The sequence below is a fragment of the Streptomyces sp. NPDC057543 genome, assembly GCF_042801895.1.
Classification (GTDB): domain Bacteria; phylum Actinomycetota; class Actinomycetes; order Streptomycetales; family Streptomycetaceae; genus Streptomyces.
Map to the genome: position 1 here is coordinate 10,169 of NZ_JBHVFF010000115.1, position 13,882 is coordinate 24,050.

Sequence of the window (13,882 nt, forward strand, 5' to 3'; positions counted from 1 at the left end):
TCGAAGGGCACCGTGCCACCTAAATCAAGGCGTACAGGCAAACAGCACCGGCGCATGCCGACGCGTTCACCACTCTGCTCCGGCAAGCGCGCGTCACCGCAGGGACCGTCGTCGGCGACACGGTGTGCTTCGCCGTACCGGACGGCCTCGGCGTACCCGGGGATGCCGTCGTGGACTTCCTCAGCGGCGACTTACTCGGCCTGCGCACCACTGACGGGCTCCACCGATTTCTTGGGCGGGCACACCTGGAACTGGCCGATCTGGCTCGACCACCACCCGTTCACCGACACCATTGACGAGAAGCAGGCGACGGAGGTGTGGAAGGCATGGCTGGAGAAGGCGGCACCCTGATGAAGACAGGTCAGTTGTCTGCGACCGGAACACCCCTGTATTCCGCCGAACTCATCCAGGAGGGCAGCGCCTACAAACTCGTCGTGACCGATCGCCTGCGCCACACCGTGCAGACCGCATACGTGTCCAGGAGAGTGGTGGAGCAGCTTCCCACCTTCCTCTCCAAGCTCAACTCCCCGCAGCTGGGCGGTCTCCGGCAGTGATGACGACGCACGACGCGAAGAAGTGGTTCCGTGTCCACCGGCGCGCGGCGGACCCCAGGCTCCGACTGGTGTGTTTCCCGCACGCCGGTGGCACGGCACAGTTGTTCCACGGCTGGCCCCCGCTGCTGCCGGAGGACGTCGAGGTGCTCGCTGTGCGGTACCCCGGCCGCCAGGACCGGCTCGCGGAAGCCTGCATCGAGGACATGACCACCCTGGCCGACACGATCGACGACGCACTGCGGCCCTGGCTCGACCGGCCGCTGGCCCTTTTCGGACACAGCATGGGTGCCTGCGTCGCCTACGAGCTGGCCCTGCGGCTGGAGGCCCGCGGCATCGTCCCCGAACACCTGCTGGTCTCCGCACACGCAGCCCCCCAGCGGGCCGAACACACCGCACTGCACAGTGCCGATGACGAAGCCCTGATCACCCGCGTCCGGCACCTCGGAGACCTGCACTCGGGGGCCTACGACATCCCGGAGCTGCGTGACCTGCTGCTGCCCGCCCTCCGCGCGGACTACCGGCTCATCGAGGGCTACCAACCGCCGCATCCGGCTCCGGTCAAGGCACCGATCACCGCCTACGTCGGCCAGGACGATCCGAGTTGCGTACTCGACCAGGTCCTCGCCTGGTGCGACCTCGCTGCCCCGGGCTCCTTCGAGCTGTGCTCGTTCCCCGGGGACCACTTCTACCTCGTGGCTCGGGAGGCCGAAGTGGTCGCGGATGTGGCAGCACGCCTTGCGCGCGCGTGCAACTCGGACCAGGCATGACGGTGGTATGCCCGTATCGGGAACCTGGATGTCCCCGGCACACACCCGCGAGGGGCAGGCGTCGTGTGTGGTCGGCCCCCGGCCAGGTTTCACCTCGGCCCCGGCGGCTGCCCGTACGGCTGTGACGTAAGGGGGGCCCGACACCGCGCATGGCGTCTGTGGGATTTCCAGGGGACGATGCTTGTGCCGGGCGCACAGACGCGCGGTGTCCCTGGCAGCGGCCACGAAGGCTGGGACGGAGAGGAAACCATGCGACCGGGCACACGTGTCGCCGACGCGATACTCCGGCTGCTCAGCCGGGACTGGGCCGGGCTGGCCATCGCCCTGCTGCCGGCGGCCGCGGGCGCGTGGTGCGTCACCCTGGGAGACGGCTGGCGGATTCTCGGCGGTGTGCTCTGTGCCGTGGCCCTCGCGCTCGCTCTGGGGTCTCTCCGCCATCTGATGCATGTGGCCCGGGTACGGGTGAGGTATCCGCCACCCGGGCGAATGATCGATGTGGGCGGCTACCGCATGCACATCCTCGCCGAGGGAGACGCCGGGCCGAGGCCCACCGTGGTCTGGATGCCGGGCGGCCATGCCGGCGGGTACGCCATGTACCGGATACACGCGCTGGCGCGGGAACGGACACGTTCGGTCCTGGTGGACCGTCCGGGCTCGGGCTGGAGCGACCCGGGCCCGTTCCCACGTACGACGGCAGCCGAAGCCGTCGAACTGCTCATGGCGCTGGAGCGGGCCGGTGAAAAGGGGCCCTATGTTTTCGTGGGGCACTCCTTCGGGGGGCTGCTCATGGCCAACGCCGCCAGGCGTCGCCCCGACCTGGTGGCCGGTCTGGTGCTGCTCGATCCCACCCCGCCCGATGTCGTCGCCTTCGGCCCGTCGCTTCCGGCCCTGCGGCATGCCGTGAGAGACCAGACCGCCCTCGCGCTGCGCCACCTCTTCGGCCTCCACGCCCTCGTGTCCAGGAACGAGGCACGCTCTCTCGAAGACCCGACGCAGGTTCTTGCCGTAATCGAGACCAGGACCAAGGCGAACTGCGCCGCGGCATCGATCCTGCGAGAGCTGTCGCCGGACGGCATCACCCGAGACGGTTGGCAGACGGTCGTACACGATGGCGAGCTCGGCTCGCTCCCCCTACTCCTCGTGGCGCCACGTGATCTGACGGGTGGTGACGAGATCTTCGACGCGGTTGACGATCCGGAGGAGAGCGCCCGGGTACGGCACTTCTTCCTCACCGTGAGAGAGCGCTTTCTCGCAGCCTCCAGTGCGGCCCGGAGGGTCTACACCCCGGAGGGAACCGGCCACGATTTTCCGGACCGCGTACCCGAGTTCGTTGTGCAGGTGGTGGGCTCACTGCTGGACGAACGCGGGCCGGGCGCACCGGACCCGTTCTGACTTCCGTTCCGCAGCCACAGTCTGCTCCGGCGCGCCTCCGCTCGAACGAATGAAAGGCGTCGGCGTCCCCGGGCGCGTCGGCCGAAGGTCGACTACGGTGTTTTTCGGTGGGGGTGAAGTGCCTGCCCAGCACCGCCGGCCGGGCGGTATTGGCAATTGCGGCAGCGGCAGCAGCCGTGCCGTGTACACAAGAGAGGGTTCACACATGCCCCCTGTAGTTCCTCCCTTCCTCATTGGCCTGATCACGGCCCCTCTGATCAAGAGTGTGGTGAAACCGCTGGTGCGGGGCATCATCAAGACATCGGTCGGCCTGACCCTCGAAGTCAGGCGTGCAGCCATCGAGGCGGGCGAGGAGATTCAGGACCTCACCGCCGAAGTGGCTGCCGAGAAGCTGGCGAGTTCGGCTCGCATGCGTCGCGTGAAAGCTGACGGTGAGGTAACGGCGCAGGGTGCCACAGCCGGCTGAAGACTGGCGGTCCCCGAGAAGCTGGGTACGGATGGGAGCAGCCTGCGTGGCCACGGAGGAGAAGGAAGACCCCGCTCAAAGCAGGCAACGAGGTGGAGATCTGCGACGGCCTCACTCCTGACGACACGCTCGTCCTGATGGAGCGCGCTCATCAGTCCGACCCTGCTCAGCCACCTTTGCAGCCTGGGTCTGGTGACTGTTCAGATGCCTAAGGAGTCGGCCGAGGCGCGCGCAGTCGACACCCCTGCTTTCTTCAGAGAGGCCGCCTGCCATCACGCTCTTCCAAGCGCCTTGACCGGCCCAGCAGCACACCTGATGAGCCATCAGGACGAGCGTCATTTCAGCGTCGAAGTTTCGCCTGCAACGCCCGCGCCGCACACAACCGGCGAACCCACAGGTCAACAGCCCTTTGCGGCCTTCGCGGGCGGCAACCGGTCCCGCTGTGCCGGATCCAGGGTAGCGACGCACTCCACGTCGTGCGTCCGTGAGAACAGGTCGGCCCGACCCGCCAGAAACCTCGTCTTCGACTCCGATCCGCCCACCCACCACCGGTGGGGCGCCAGCTTCGGCACCGGCTGCCTCGGGGTCGTGCTCCGCTGCCACGGCCTCGGCGTCGTCCTCGTCGAAGGCGGCTTCGATGTCGTCGGTGAACCGCTCGTCCCAGGTGACGGGCAGCAGGTCTTGAAAGGGCGTGCCAGTGTCGGCGGGTAGGGGGGAACCCCAGTGCGAAGCGCGTGAGCGGGTGCCCGATGCGCCCGGCGCACTCGTGCAGGTAGCGCTCCCAGCCGCCCTCGTCGCCGTCCAGCAGGACCGTCGCGACAGCACCGCCGGTGATGCTGCTCGCGGATACGCCCGCTGGGGCGGGGGCAGTCCCGTACGGAGGGTTTCCAGGTCGCCCAGGAACCGTTCGGTGAGCCGGGGGTCCGTGAACAGGCCGGGTGGCCGTGTCGTGTGGGCCTGGGACTGGGCCGGGGTCATTCGGCGCAGCGCACGGTTAGGGCCGACGACGAACACGATGTTGCCGAAGCTCGGCACGCCGTCGCTATCGACGACGACAAGGCGCACACAGCTGCCAGCATCCGCCGGAGCCGTCACAGCAACTCCAGATGAGCGGTGTCGGAGAGGGGCCGGGCCATGCTGATCTCCAATCCGTCCGATACGCGTAAGGCGCCGAGCAACAGCGGTCCACTGCCGGCGGTGGGGCGGGGGAGGGGCGCGACCGTGCGCCGCCGGGCAGCGGGCTCCAACGGCAGCCTCACCGCCGCCGCCCTCGCCGCCGAGTCCGGCGTCCACCGCATGGCCCTCTACAAGCGGCACGCGGACGAGCCGAGCTCGAAGAGCTCCGCCAGCTGGTGACCAGCCTGACTCTCGCCAGAGCCGTCCTCATCCAGGGGCCGGAGACACCGACGGAACCCGTCCCGACACCGGACAACGTCATCCCGTTCCGTTCGCCCACCGACTGAACCGACGGCCGTGCTCAGCCGTCCCCGGCTCGAACAGGCGGTTGGGCACATAGGTCCGTACACGACTGAGTACGTTTACGGCTCTGGCAAGATTTTCGTAGCCGGAGATCATCTCTGTGAAACGGTCGGCTGGTCCGCATAACGGCGGAGATGAGCGATCAGGACGACGCGGTGGCGGAGTAGTGGGACGCTGGCGCGGCCGGCCATTAGGCGTAGCAGCTTGACATCGGTAATGCGGCCTTCGTTGACTCCGGAGTTGTAAGGGGTGTTGATGCCCTGAGCGACAGCATGCCGGTCTTCGCGCAGGGCTCCGGCGAGGCCGGTGAGAGGAGCCAGTCCGCTGTCTGCTAGGTCGTCGAGCCAGCCCGGGAGGGGTGTGGCGTCACGGTTGTCGAGCATGCTCACGAACCGGCGGACCAGGTCGTGGGTGTGCCTGAGTTCAGGGCAGTGGTTGAGGAGCCGGGGCAATCGGTCGATGATCTGCGGGCTGCGGCGGGCCGGACAGGTGGTGATCCAACGTGCGGCTTCGCGCGGGGAGGGTGGTCGCTCGCGTGGCCCGTCCAGAGGCAGGCCCCGCCGCAGGTGTGCGACGGCCGTTTTCACCCGCTGGTAGTGGCCGAGGTAGCCCTTGGTCTGGAGTTCCTCGTGCAGGATCTTCGCGCTGTGCGGCCGAGGCGGGCGGTCGTCGCCCACGTTGGGATCGGGATCGATGTCGTTGCACTGGGCAATGCGCATCAGCGCTGTCCCGACCTCGGCAGTGGTGAGCTCACCGCTGAGTGTCAGGTACCTGAACGGCTCACCCTCAGCGACAGGCCAGAGAGCGAAGCCGTCAGGGGCGTATATCTCCAGGACGGGCTGCATCACGATCACTCAGCAGAGTGTCCCGCATCGCCTCCCAAACCGCCTCCCGATATAGGTCAGCATCCTCGCCTCTGCCCCGAGCGCCGAGGCACGTTCGGTTGTACCTCCTTGCGAGGCCGCTCGAATCCCCGGTCCGGATGGATCTCGTCGGGTATCCGGCATCCGGCGCTGCCTTGCCCGGTGCCCAGCCGCTCGCCGCCCTGGACGACGAATCCGGGCACACGGCGGTGGAAGACCGTGCCGTCGTAGAAACCGCCCTCTCCGGTTGCTCCGGTTAAGGGGTCGGTCCAGGTGCGGCTTCCGGTCGCTAGGCTCCCAGGAACACCCCAGAGTGCGCCGGCCGACATTTTCAGGCCATTCGCCGAAGGAATTCGCAAAGCCTCCGGACTATGCTCACGCGGGTGCGGATTACCAAGTACACCCATTCCTGTGTCCGGTTGGAGCACGACGGCGGTGGCACGCTGGTCGTCGATCCCGGCGTCTGGAGCGAGCCCGAGGCACTCGCCGGCGCTGACGCGGTCCTGGTGACCCATGAGCACGGCGATCACGTCGACCTGTTGCGACTGAAAGGGCTGGGCGTACCCGTCTACGCCCCCAAGTCGGCGCGGGTTCCGGGCCTGGACTTCACCGGCGTCGTCCCCGGCGAGGAGTTCACCGCGGCAGGCTTCCGGGTGACCGCCCAGGGCGGGCGGCATGCGCGCATCTACGGCGACCTCCCGGACTGCGCCAACCTCGGTTACCTCGTCGAGGACCGCGTCTACCACCCCGGGGACTCCCTGTACCGTCCCGACCGACCGGTGGAGACCCTGCTGGTCCCCCTGCAGGGGTCATGGATGAAGACGGACGAGGCCATCGACTTCGTCCGCGCCGTCCAGCCGGAACGGGCCTACGGCATCCACGACGGGCAGGTCAACGAGCGGGGCCTGGACAGCCTCAACGGCTGGCTCGCCGACGAGTGCGGCGGCTGCTACTCCTGGCTCCCGCCGGGCGCGTCCGCCCGATGACCGAGCCGTCCGCCCCCGTCCTGTTCGCTGTCGCCGGTCCGCGGGGACCGGGGCGCCTAAGCACCATGGTCCGGCCCCGCGGTCACGGGCTCCTGGCCGCCGACATGGCGGCCCTGCGCGGCGTCGGCGCCGACATCGTCGTCTGCGCCCTCCCCGACGCCGAGCGCGCCGAACTCGGGCTCGCCGACGAGCCCCGCCTCGCCGAGGCCGCCGGGCTGCGGTTCGTCGCCCTGCCCATCCCCGACTTCACCGCGTCCCCGCCGTGTCCTCGGTCCACTGCGCACTCCTCGCCCGCTGCCAGCCGCTCGACGGCGCCTCAGCGATCCCGGCACAGCGCAAGGCCCGTTGCGAGTACGCGAACCGCGTCAGCGCCCTCGGCCAGTGACCAGGTCCCTCCACTCGCTGCGGCTGCCCTGAGCTGGGGCCGCAGCCGCTTAGCGTTGTTTCTTCGGCTCACCAGTAGGACCCCTTGACCCCGAAGCGCATTCTTGCCGTCTCCGGCCATGAACGGAGGCATCACCAGTACGATGCCTGTCATGCATCACCTCTGTGACTGACCAGCGATCGTTCCGTGGCCTTCCGCAGGCTGCGGGGCCTACACGACGCCATTCCGTCGTTCGTCCCGGTCGTCGTTCGGGACGTCACACTGCTGGAGTCACTGGTGCTCTTTGCTCGACGCCGCCCTCACGGAAGTCTTGTCGCGCTTCTGCGCGGCAACGCCGACTTCCGACGTCTCTTCTGTGCTTCCGCTCTCAGCCTGACCGGTGACTGGTTCACCTTCGTCGCCCTCAGCAGCTTTGTTTACCGCCATACGGGCTCGGCGGGCTGGACAGCGCTGCTGTTCGCCGTCAACTCCCTGCCCGGGGTTGTGCTGCTGCCGCTGATCGGTCCGCTCACCGACAGGTTCGACCGGCAACGTCTGCGTATCGCGTGTGACCTGGGCGCGATCATTCCGGTCGCCGGCCTGCTGGTCGCCTTTCACACCCAGTCCGTCCCACTGGCCCTTGGCTGCCTGGCGGGGCTGTCCATCGCCGCCGCCATCGCGAGCCCCATCCCTGAGGCCTCACTGCCGAACCTCGTCACCTCCCGCGAGCTTCCACTGGCACAGACCGCGCTCGGAAGCCTGTATTCGGCGGGCCTGTTGGTGGGTGCTGGCCTGGGGGGAGTGGTCTCGGCGACATGGGGGACCTCGGCTACCCTCGTCATCGACGGTGCGTCCTTCGCCATCTCGGCACTCCTCATGGCGAGGATCAGGCAGCCGCTCTCCGAGGCGATGTCGACTCGCCGGATCCGGATGCGGGCCGATACGGCCGAACTCTGGAGCTTCGTACGGTCCACCCCGGTAGTGTCCGCCTTTCTGTGGCTGACCGTGGGACTGCGCCTCTGCTATGGCATGGTCGGCCTGTTGCCTGTCTACGCCCTTGACCGTTTTCACGTCGGCGACGCCGGTGTCGGGGTCCTGTATCTGGCACAAGGACTTGGCGCCGTACTCGGTCCCTTCCTCGGCCGACGCCTCGTCGCTGGGTCGATGCGCCGGAGACTGCACGCAGCCGGAGCCGCCCTGGCACTCTTCGGGGTCGGCTATCTTGCCCTGGCCCAGGTCACAGCCTTCGGTCCCGGCATGGCCGCAGCGCTGATCGGCCACATCGGAGTGGGCGCGTGCGCCATCCTCGCCGTCAACGGCCTTCAGCTCGCGACCCCCGACCACATCCGCGGCCGTGTCATGGTCCTCGTCTTCGGTCTCTCCTCCGCCTTCCAAGGTGTGTCGTCTCTCGCGGTGGCACCTCTGGCAGCGTCCATCGGCATGCCCGACACCACCCGGCTTCTGGCGGGGCTCGCCGTTGTCTACGCGGCCATCTGGACGATCGGTGTAACACGCATGGGGAAGGCGCGACAGCCCATCGAACCGGACATCGCCCACGAGGACACTCCCGACCTCACACACTGAGCCTGTCAAGAACATGCTCGCCTGCGCCCTCTCGGGGCGGCCCGGCAACCGTGAGGGCAAGCGGAGATATCTCTTTCAGTTCTGCCCCTGCGTGTGACCAGTGCATATGCACTCGGCCTCCCGTCTGGGATTTGTCCTGTAAGCGCACTTCGGCATCCCCTCCTTGCAGGGGAGGGTGCTGAAGCGGCAACGAGTGTCCGGACGCCAGGTGCCGCACGGCAACGACCAGCCAGCCCCGAAGGGAGTGAATACAGTGGACGACCTCCTCCAGAAGATCGCCGCGACGATCACGAACGAGGACATCACGCAGGCGCAGGAGTCCTCCGCCGCGATGAGCGAGACGAGCGGCGACGCCAAGAAGTACCGGCTGCAAATGTTCGCCGCCGACCAGGGCTGAGCCCGAGCGGGCCGCCGCCGTTCTGGCCACCGCGAAGAGGACGTACGACCGCTGCATGACACATCCGAACCTCGACGCTCTAGCAACACCTCGGCTCAAGGTCCTACTCAGCGACGCTCGCGCCCGCATGCAGGAGATCGAGCAGAGCATGTAGCCGAAGACCGAGCGCTGTTCGCGCACACTCGTGGCGCCTACGCTGCGGCCGGCGCTTCCTCCTCGGCCTCGAACTCGACGTCCAGGTGCGGGTCGAACGCGTCCGGGCGCACGGTCAGCTCGGTGGTGGCGTAGGTGCCGAACCTCATGATGTGGTCGGTCAGGTACGGGCTGATCGCGGCCAGGTCCTCCCCGGTGATCTGCCACCCTTCCGCCTGGAGCTCGCGCACGACGTTCATCAGGTCCAGGGTCGTGTGGAAGATCACGCAGTTGGCGAGCAGGGACGTCAGCTTCACCGCCTTCTCCTGCTCGACCGGGTCGTTCTCGGCGATCACCCCGCCGTTGCAAAACGCCAGCCAGTCGGTGAAGTTGTTGAACGACTCGACCTTGTTGGTGGCCGCCGTCACCCGGCGCCGCAGTGACGGGTCCGAGATGAACCGCAGCAGCTGCACCGTGGCGACCGCGCGCCCCACCTCGCGGAAGGCCCGGTAGATCTGGTTGCGCTTGGAGTTGCTGCCCAGGCGCCGCAGCAGCAGCGGGGAAGCCAGAGTCCCCTCGCGGATCGCGATGCTGACGCGCATGAGGTCCTTCCAGTGGGCCTCGATGAGCCGCCAGTCGATGACGTTGCGCCCGCCCTGATCGAACAGGGCGTCGATGTGCCGGTAGCGGGCACTCGCGGAAGGCCGGTAGAAGGTGCGGTCCTTCCAGTTCCGTATCCTCGGCATCAGCTGGAACCCCATCAAATGGGCGAGACAGAAGACCGGGAACGACTGCCCTTGCGTATCGGCGTGGGATCGTGTCCGGCTTCATCTGAGAGGCGTTCTTCAGCAGCCCGTCGATGATGTAGACGGCCTCCCACACGCCACAGGGGATGAACCTGGAGAACAGCGCGATGTACTGATCCGATATGTGGTGGTACGCGATTCCGCCGAAGCCCCCGTACCGGATCGAAGTCTCGGCCAGCAGGTTGTCGATGAAGGTGTCCATCTGGGTGCCGTTGGCCGCCACGGAAGTCCCGTCGCCCCACGCCTTCACCAGGTCCAGGCGCATGAACGCGTTGACCACGTCGGCGATCGCCTCGTTGATCTTGTCGACGCTCAGGTGCCGGTTCGTGATCGCGCCCAACTCGTGCGCGGACACCCCTGAGATGTGCCGTGCGGCCTCGGCATACGTCATGTTGATGCCGCCCACGAAGGTCGTCAGCACATACCGGCCGAACGGGGCCTTCAGCTTCGGGTCACTGCCGGAGGCCGGACCGAAGCGCCGCCACTCCACCCAGTACGCGGTGCGCGACAGGATGCCCAACAGGGTTCGCTCCGGCATCCGCACCTTGACCTCCGTCTCCAGCGCCTCCGCCATGGCACTTATGCCCTGGCGCGCTGCTTGCGCAGCGCCGGCACCCCGTTCTCGTCGATGACCAGGTCCGCGTTGTCCGGGTACCCGGAATCCACCTCCGCCGCCGTGGCCTCCAGCCGCCCGCGCAGGGCCGCGGTGAACCCGGCGGCCGTACCCGGCAGCCCGGTCTCCTCGCACAACTGCGCCAGCTTGTCCCCGCACTCCTCCCAGGCGGGCAGCTGCTCAAGCCAGTTGGCGAAGGTGTCCGAGCCGGTGATGGCCACATCGCCGGTCCGCAGGTGCTCGGCCAGAGAGGTGAAGGCCAGCGCCTCGAAGCGCCGCCGGTCCAGCATCCCGGGTCGGCGCCGGTCGCGGACGGCCCGCTGCCAGTTCTGCGAGGCGAAGCCGAGGTCCAGCGGCTCCCCCTCGTACAGCTCCGAGACGTACTCCCGGGTCGCGTTCTGGTGGGCCCGCGCGTGCGCGAGCGCGTCCAGCACCCGCCGGTCCTCGCTGACCGCCTCGAACTCCAGCGTGCCCACCAGGTCGAACATCGGCGCCCGGTCCCGCTTGTAGAAGCGGGCGACCAGTACCTCGTGGTTGTTGCCGTGATGGGCGGCCACTGCCTCGATGTCGGCGGACTCCTCCGCGAACGAACCGGAGGCCAGCACCGCCTTCTGCGCCATCGCCAGAGCGACAGCCCGCTGGGCGGCCAGCGCCCGCGCTGCCTTGCGCCGGGCCTTCTTCCCCGCCGGAAACGGCACCGGGGCCCCGTCCGCGCCGCGCGGCACGAGGTCGGCGGGGTCGATCCGCTCCAGCACCGTTCGGTAGGTGCCGATCATCCGCTCCACCAGCGCCTGCTGCTGCTTGCGGATCTCCTCCAGCTCGTCCTTCGCGTTCTTCAGCTTGGCGGCCACCCGACGGCAGAACATCTCCGCCAGGTCGTCCCGGGCGTGCCGCCGGGCCATGTGCACCAGGCAGGCCAGCAGCGCGGTGCGCTTGCCCGCCTCGTAGTCCCGCAGCTCCGCTCCAGCGCGGACGCCTCAGCGGCGAAGTCCGCGATCTTTCCGGGGGCGATGCCCTCCAGCCACGCGTCGGTGTCCCCCAGTCCGTCTACCCACTGAAGGTGCCTGTGCTGCTCCTTCAGATGGCTCCAGCTTGGGCGCTTCGCGGGTTTTTTCAGCCGGTTCAGCCCGCTCTTGCGGTCCAAGCCACCCACATCCAGCAGCCCCATCAGACGGGCCCGGTCCTCCGGCGCCATCCGGGACCGGACCGCGTGGAAGATGTCCTCGTTGACCTCCCGGCGGATGCGGGCGGCCATCTCGTCCAGGGTGCGGAACGCCGGCAGCTCGCAGGTCGTCCGGACCAGTTCCTCCAGCGCGACGGTGATCAAGTCCGGTGGGTTGTTCTTCACCAGCGCCGCCGACCGGATCGCCTCCTCCGCTATCTGACGGGCCCGCTCCTGGTCGTAGGAGATGCCCTGCCGCTCGCGCACCAGCTTGCGGTGCAGCTTGGCGGTGTTGGCCGACTCGTAGTGCGGCCCGGTGCCCTCGGCGATCTCCAGTCCGCCCCGCACGTGCTCGACCACCGCCTCAGGGACTTCGTCCGCCTTCGGGAAGTAGCCCAGCTTCTGGTAGCACTTCAGGGCCAGGGCCAGGGCCAGGGCGAGCAGGTGCTCATCGGAGCGAGTGCGCTCCCGCACCCACGCCACTTCCTCGGGCTTGGGGGTGAAGAAGACGTGCATCTCCCGCGCCGACATCAGCCGCTTGAAGCGCGGATATGCGGTCCGTTCTATCGAGGTCACGCAGCCGGTCCCCGCCTTCGGTACGAAAACGATCACTTCCGCGCGGGACCGTACCAGGGCAGCCCTCAGCCCGTACGAGAGCCCCGGAGAACGCCGCATGGAGCGACAGCGGGGCCCAGACCCCGCTCTTCGATCAAGTGCCGCCTGCTACGACGCTCTCATTGGCAGGCGGGCGTGGATGGGCGTAGACCGGGTGACAGTCATAGCCATGGCTCTGGAGCCTATGGGCGCCTGGGCGGCTGATTCAGGCTGCCGTGGGAAGCGTCGCCCTGCGGAAGGTCAGCAGGGCTGAGTCAGCGCCCTCACAAGACCGCGCTGCTATTCCTTTCGGCTGTATCTCGGCTGACCCCCCAGGACGCAGGTCACCACGCCCGTGCCGGCTGTTTTCTCAGCGTCAAAGCCGGGCGGACGGCCTCCGGCGCGGCCTCGCCGCAGACGGTGACCGATCTGGTCGGCGGGCTGCGGGATGACCGCCCGGATACCTCGGCGACGGAGATGTGCACGGATCGCCCGGGATGAGTAGGCGCAATCCGCCAGGACGGCGACCCGAAGACGTCCCCGGCCGTCGACGCCCTCCACGAGCTCCTCTTCGCGGGCCGCCAGGCCCGCATCTACGTCTTCTTCGACGGCCAGATCACCAACAGCGTCCTGGGCGCGGAGGGGCGCGAGCCGTTCTCCACCGTGATCCTGGGACGGGTCACCACCCGCACCTGGGACCGGCTGGCCCCGCAGGTCGACTCCGTCCCGAAGAACAGCACGCAGCCGGGCCGCGTCCACGTCGTGCAGGGCTTCACCGCCCACCAAACGCGGGGCGGTCGAAGACCGGCCCCGCCGGACCGTCGTAGGCGCGGATGACCAGGTGGCGGCCCGGGTGGGCGTCTTCGACACGCCGGCAGTGGGCCACTACGGCTCCCAGCGCACCACCGTGGCCCGTGCCGAATCCCAGCAGCGCTCCGCTGTCGGCGTCGTGGATCCGGTAGTGGATGTCCTCGTTCACGCTCTTGGCGTCTGCCACCGGTTCACCGTTCCAGGTATCGGTCACTGCCGGTTCCGTTCGTCGAGGCGGGTTGTTGTTGTCAGAGGCTGCAGAGGGTTGACCGACGGGCTGCGGGTCAGTGCTGGCGGGTGACGAAGATTCGGGCGCGTCTGTCGAGCTCGCTCGCCGACCTCGTACGCGAATGAGCCCTGTACGGTCGGGGCTCTTGTGATCAGCGCCGCGACGTGGCGCGCGCCCTCAGCCCGAGCGCCTGGCATCGGGGGTCGCCCACCGATACGCGGGCCCGTGGGCCTTGGCGGCGGCGAGCGCGGCGAAGTACCTCGCAGGCTTTCCGAGCTCGCGGGCGAGTCGATCCCAGTCGCCCTTGTCCACCATCGGCCAGCAGCGGTTGCAGGCGAACCACGGCTGGGCGGCATGGCGGATCGTTTGGACATCGCCGTCTGCCGTGATCTGCCGCGGGAAGTCCACTTCTCTCACGGGGTAGGCCCAGACAATCACGGGGTCTCCGCACGTGTTGCAGTCTCGGGCGGGCCAGCTCATCTCGTACGGGGATTGCACCGGGGTGTAGTCGTAGTAGCCCATCTCGGGAGGGTAGCGCTCGGCGGTCAGCCAGGACATGGGGTCGCTCCTGTGGGGTGACGGGTGAGTGAGCCAGTCGGCGATGGCCTGTGAGATGGGGGCGCCCGTGCTGATCTCCACGAAACCGAACTGTCCGCCGGCATTCGCTTCGAGGAATATGAACTG

Annotated in this window: 16 protein-coding genes and 3 pseudogenes; 9 read left to right on the forward strand and 10 right to left on the reverse strand. The window is 68.2% G+C overall.

The window, feature by feature from the left end:
- Positions 1 to 326 precede the first annotated feature (326 nt).
- The 6 genes from ACFU8Q_RS20310 to ACFU8Q_RS20335 all read left to right on the forward strand — a co-directional run bounded on the left by ACFU8Q_RS20310 (position 327) and on the right by ACFU8Q_RS20335 (position 4,535).
- A complete protein-coding gene (locus tag ACFU8Q_RS20310) occupies positions 327 to 554 on the forward strand; it encodes a hypothetical protein (RefSeq protein WP_384455656.1) in 228 nt (75 codons plus the stop codon).
- Entirely contained in the window at positions 554 to 1,321 is a 768-nt protein-coding gene (locus ACFU8Q_RS20315) for a thioesterase II family protein (RefSeq protein ID WP_384455659.1), read from the forward strand. The genes ACFU8Q_RS20310 and ACFU8Q_RS20315 overlap by 1 nt, the downstream gene beginning before the upstream one ends.
- A 249-nt stretch (positions 1,322 to 1,570) precedes the next feature.
- Positions 1,571 to 2,713: an alpha/beta fold hydrolase gene (locus ACFU8Q_RS20320; protein WP_384455662.1), complete on the forward strand. Its 1,143-nt coding sequence runs from the start codon at positions 1,571 to 1,573 to the stop codon at positions 2,711 to 2,713.
- A gap of 205 nt (positions 2,714 to 2,918) precedes the next feature.
- Positions 2,919 to 3,179: a DUF5132 domain-containing protein gene (locus ACFU8Q_RS20325; RefSeq protein ID WP_384455665.1), complete on the forward strand. Its 261-nt coding sequence runs from the start codon at positions 2,919 to 2,921 to the stop codon at positions 3,177 to 3,179.
- Between the two features lie 192 nt (positions 3,180 to 3,371).
- Positions 3,372 to 3,890 carry a hypothetical protein gene (locus tag ACFU8Q_RS20330; RefSeq protein WP_384455668.1) on the forward strand — a complete coding sequence of 173 codons (519 nt, stop codon included), beginning with the start codon at positions 3,372 to 3,374 and terminating at the stop codon, positions 3,888 to 3,890.
- Between the two features lie 423 nt (positions 3,891 to 4,313).
- Positions 4,314 to 4,535 (forward strand): hypothetical protein, encoded by a 222-nt coding sequence (locus ACFU8Q_RS20335; RefSeq protein ID WP_384455671.1) that lies wholly within the window; start codon positions 4,314 to 4,316, stop codon positions 4,533 to 4,535.
- Between the two features lie 215 nt (positions 4,536 to 4,750).
- Here ACFU8Q_RS20335 and ACFU8Q_RS20340 read toward each other — a convergent pair whose 3' ends face one another.
- Together ACFU8Q_RS20340 and ACFU8Q_RS20345 are read right to left on the reverse strand one after the other, a co-directional pair.
- A complete protein-coding gene (locus tag ACFU8Q_RS20340; protein WP_384455698.1) occupies positions 4,751 to 5,503 on the reverse strand; it encodes a hypothetical protein in 753 nt (250 codons plus the stop codon).
- A 56-nt stretch (positions 5,504 to 5,559) separates the two neighbouring features.
- Positions 5,560 to 5,928 (reverse strand): peptidylprolyl isomerase, encoded by a 369-nt coding sequence (locus ACFU8Q_RS20345; protein ID WP_384455674.1) that lies wholly within the window; start codon positions 5,926 to 5,928, stop codon positions 5,560 to 5,562.
- Here ACFU8Q_RS20345 and ACFU8Q_RS20350 point away from each other — a divergent pair.
- On the forward strand, positions 5,893 to 6,507 hold the full coding sequence (locus ACFU8Q_RS20350; RefSeq protein WP_384455677.1) for an MBL fold metallo-hydrolase: 615 nt from the start codon (positions 5,893 to 5,895) through the stop codon (positions 6,505 to 6,507). The genes ACFU8Q_RS20345 and ACFU8Q_RS20350 overlap by 36 nt on opposite strands.
- A 56-nt stretch (positions 6,508 to 6,563) precedes the next feature.
- Here the strand turns inward: ACFU8Q_RS20350 and ACFU8Q_RS20355 are convergent, their stop codons facing one another.
- Positions 6,564 to 6,791, reverse strand: a complete 228-nt coding sequence (locus tag ACFU8Q_RS20355; RefSeq protein WP_384455680.1) for a hypothetical protein — start codon at positions 6,789 to 6,791, stop codon at positions 6,564 to 6,566.
- A 287-nt stretch (positions 6,792 to 7,078) separates the two neighbouring features.
- Here ACFU8Q_RS20355 and ACFU8Q_RS20360 point away from each other — a divergent pair, with 287 nt between their 5' ends.
- Together ACFU8Q_RS20360 and ACFU8Q_RS20365 are read left to right on the forward strand one after the other, a co-directional pair.
- Positions 7,079 to 8,455 (forward strand): MFS transporter, encoded by a 1,377-nt coding sequence (locus tag ACFU8Q_RS20360; RefSeq protein ID WP_384455683.1) that lies wholly within the window; start codon positions 7,079 to 7,081, stop codon positions 8,453 to 8,455.
- 253 nt (positions 8,456 to 8,708) lie between these two features.
- Positions 8,709 to 8,852 carry a hypothetical protein gene (locus ACFU8Q_RS20365; protein ID WP_172629058.1) on the forward strand — a complete coding sequence of 48 codons (144 nt, stop codon included), beginning with the start codon at positions 8,709 to 8,711 and terminating at the stop codon, positions 8,850 to 8,852.
- A 191-nt stretch (positions 8,853 to 9,043) separates the two neighbouring features.
- On the opposite strand, the pseudogene ACFU8Q_RS20370 reads toward ACFU8Q_RS20365, so the two are convergent.
- From ACFU8Q_RS20370 to ACFU8Q_RS20400, 7 genes and pseudogenes are all read right to left on the reverse strand, one after another.
- Positions 9,044 to 9,784, reverse strand: a pseudogene (locus ACFU8Q_RS20370) (Tn3 family transposase); the annotation flags it as partial.
- Positions 9,785 to 9,809: 25 nt separating this feature from the next.
- Positions 9,810 to 10,364, reverse strand: a pseudogene (locus ACFU8Q_RS20375) (Tn3 family transposase); the annotation flags it as partial.
- 5 nt (positions 10,365 to 10,369) lie between these two features.
- The gene (locus tag ACFU8Q_RS20380) at positions 10,370 to 11,305 is read right to left on the reverse strand and encodes a hypothetical protein (protein ID WP_384455687.1); all 936 of its coding nucleotides are present in this window, start codon (positions 11,303 to 11,305) and stop codon (positions 10,370 to 10,372) included.
- Positions 11,239 to 12,141: a DUF4158 domain-containing protein gene (locus ACFU8Q_RS20385; RefSeq protein WP_384455690.1), complete on the reverse strand. Its 903-nt coding sequence runs from the start codon at positions 12,139 to 12,141 to the stop codon at positions 11,239 to 11,241. Before ACFU8Q_RS20385 ends, ACFU8Q_RS20380 begins: the two co-directional genes overlap by 67 nt.
- A 363-nt stretch (positions 12,142 to 12,504) precedes the next feature.
- Positions 12,505 to 12,705, reverse strand: a pseudogene (locus tag ACFU8Q_RS20390) (IS5/IS1182 family transposase); the annotation flags it as partial.
- A gap of 226 nt (positions 12,706 to 12,931) precedes the next feature.
- Positions 12,932 to 13,183, reverse strand: coding sequence for a hypothetical protein (locus tag ACFU8Q_RS20395; RefSeq protein ID WP_384455693.1), 252 nt, complete (start codon positions 13,181 to 13,183; stop codon positions 12,932 to 12,934).
- A gap of 192 nt (positions 13,184 to 13,375) precedes the next feature.
- Positions 13,376 to 13,882: hypothetical protein (locus ACFU8Q_RS20400; RefSeq protein WP_384455695.1), on the reverse strand; the 507-nt coding region annotated here is incomplete at its 5' end.

Excerpts from the sequence above, each read along its gene's own strand:
- ACFU8Q_RS20345 (WP_384455674.1), bottom strand. The coding sequence starts at position 5,928 with ATGGGTGTACTTGGTAATCCGCACCCGCGTGAGCATAGTCCGGAGGCT.
- ACFU8Q_RS20325 (WP_384455665.1), top strand. The coding sequence starts at position 2,919 with ATGCCCCCTGTAGTTCCTCCCTTCCTCATTGGCCTGATCACGGCCCCT.
- ACFU8Q_RS20350 (WP_384455677.1), top strand. The coding sequence starts at position 5,893 with ATGCTCACGCGGGTGCGGATTACCAAGTACACCCATTCCTGTGTCCGG.
- ACFU8Q_RS20315 (WP_384455659.1), top strand. The coding sequence starts at position 554 with ATGACGACGCACGACGCGAAGAAGTGGTTCCGTGTCCACCGGCGCGCG.
- ACFU8Q_RS20310 (WP_384455656.1), top strand. The coding sequence starts at position 327 with ATGGCTGGAGAAGGCGGCACCCTGATGAAGACAGGTCAGTTGTCTGCG.
- ACFU8Q_RS20380 (WP_384455687.1), bottom strand. The coding sequence starts at position 11,305 with ATGGCCCGGCGGCACGCCCGGGACGACCTGGCGGAGATGTTCTGCCGT.
- ACFU8Q_RS20340 (WP_384455698.1), bottom strand. The coding sequence starts at position 5,503 with ATGCAGCCCGTCCTGGAGATATACGCCCCTGACGGCTTCGCTCTCTGG.
- ACFU8Q_RS20335 (WP_384455671.1), top strand. The coding sequence starts at position 4,314 with ATGCTGATCTCCAATCCGTCCGATACGCGTAAGGCGCCGAGCAACAGC.
- ACFU8Q_RS20320 (WP_384455662.1), top strand. The coding sequence starts at position 1,571 with ATGCGACCGGGCACACGTGTCGCCGACGCGATACTCCGGCTGCTCAGC.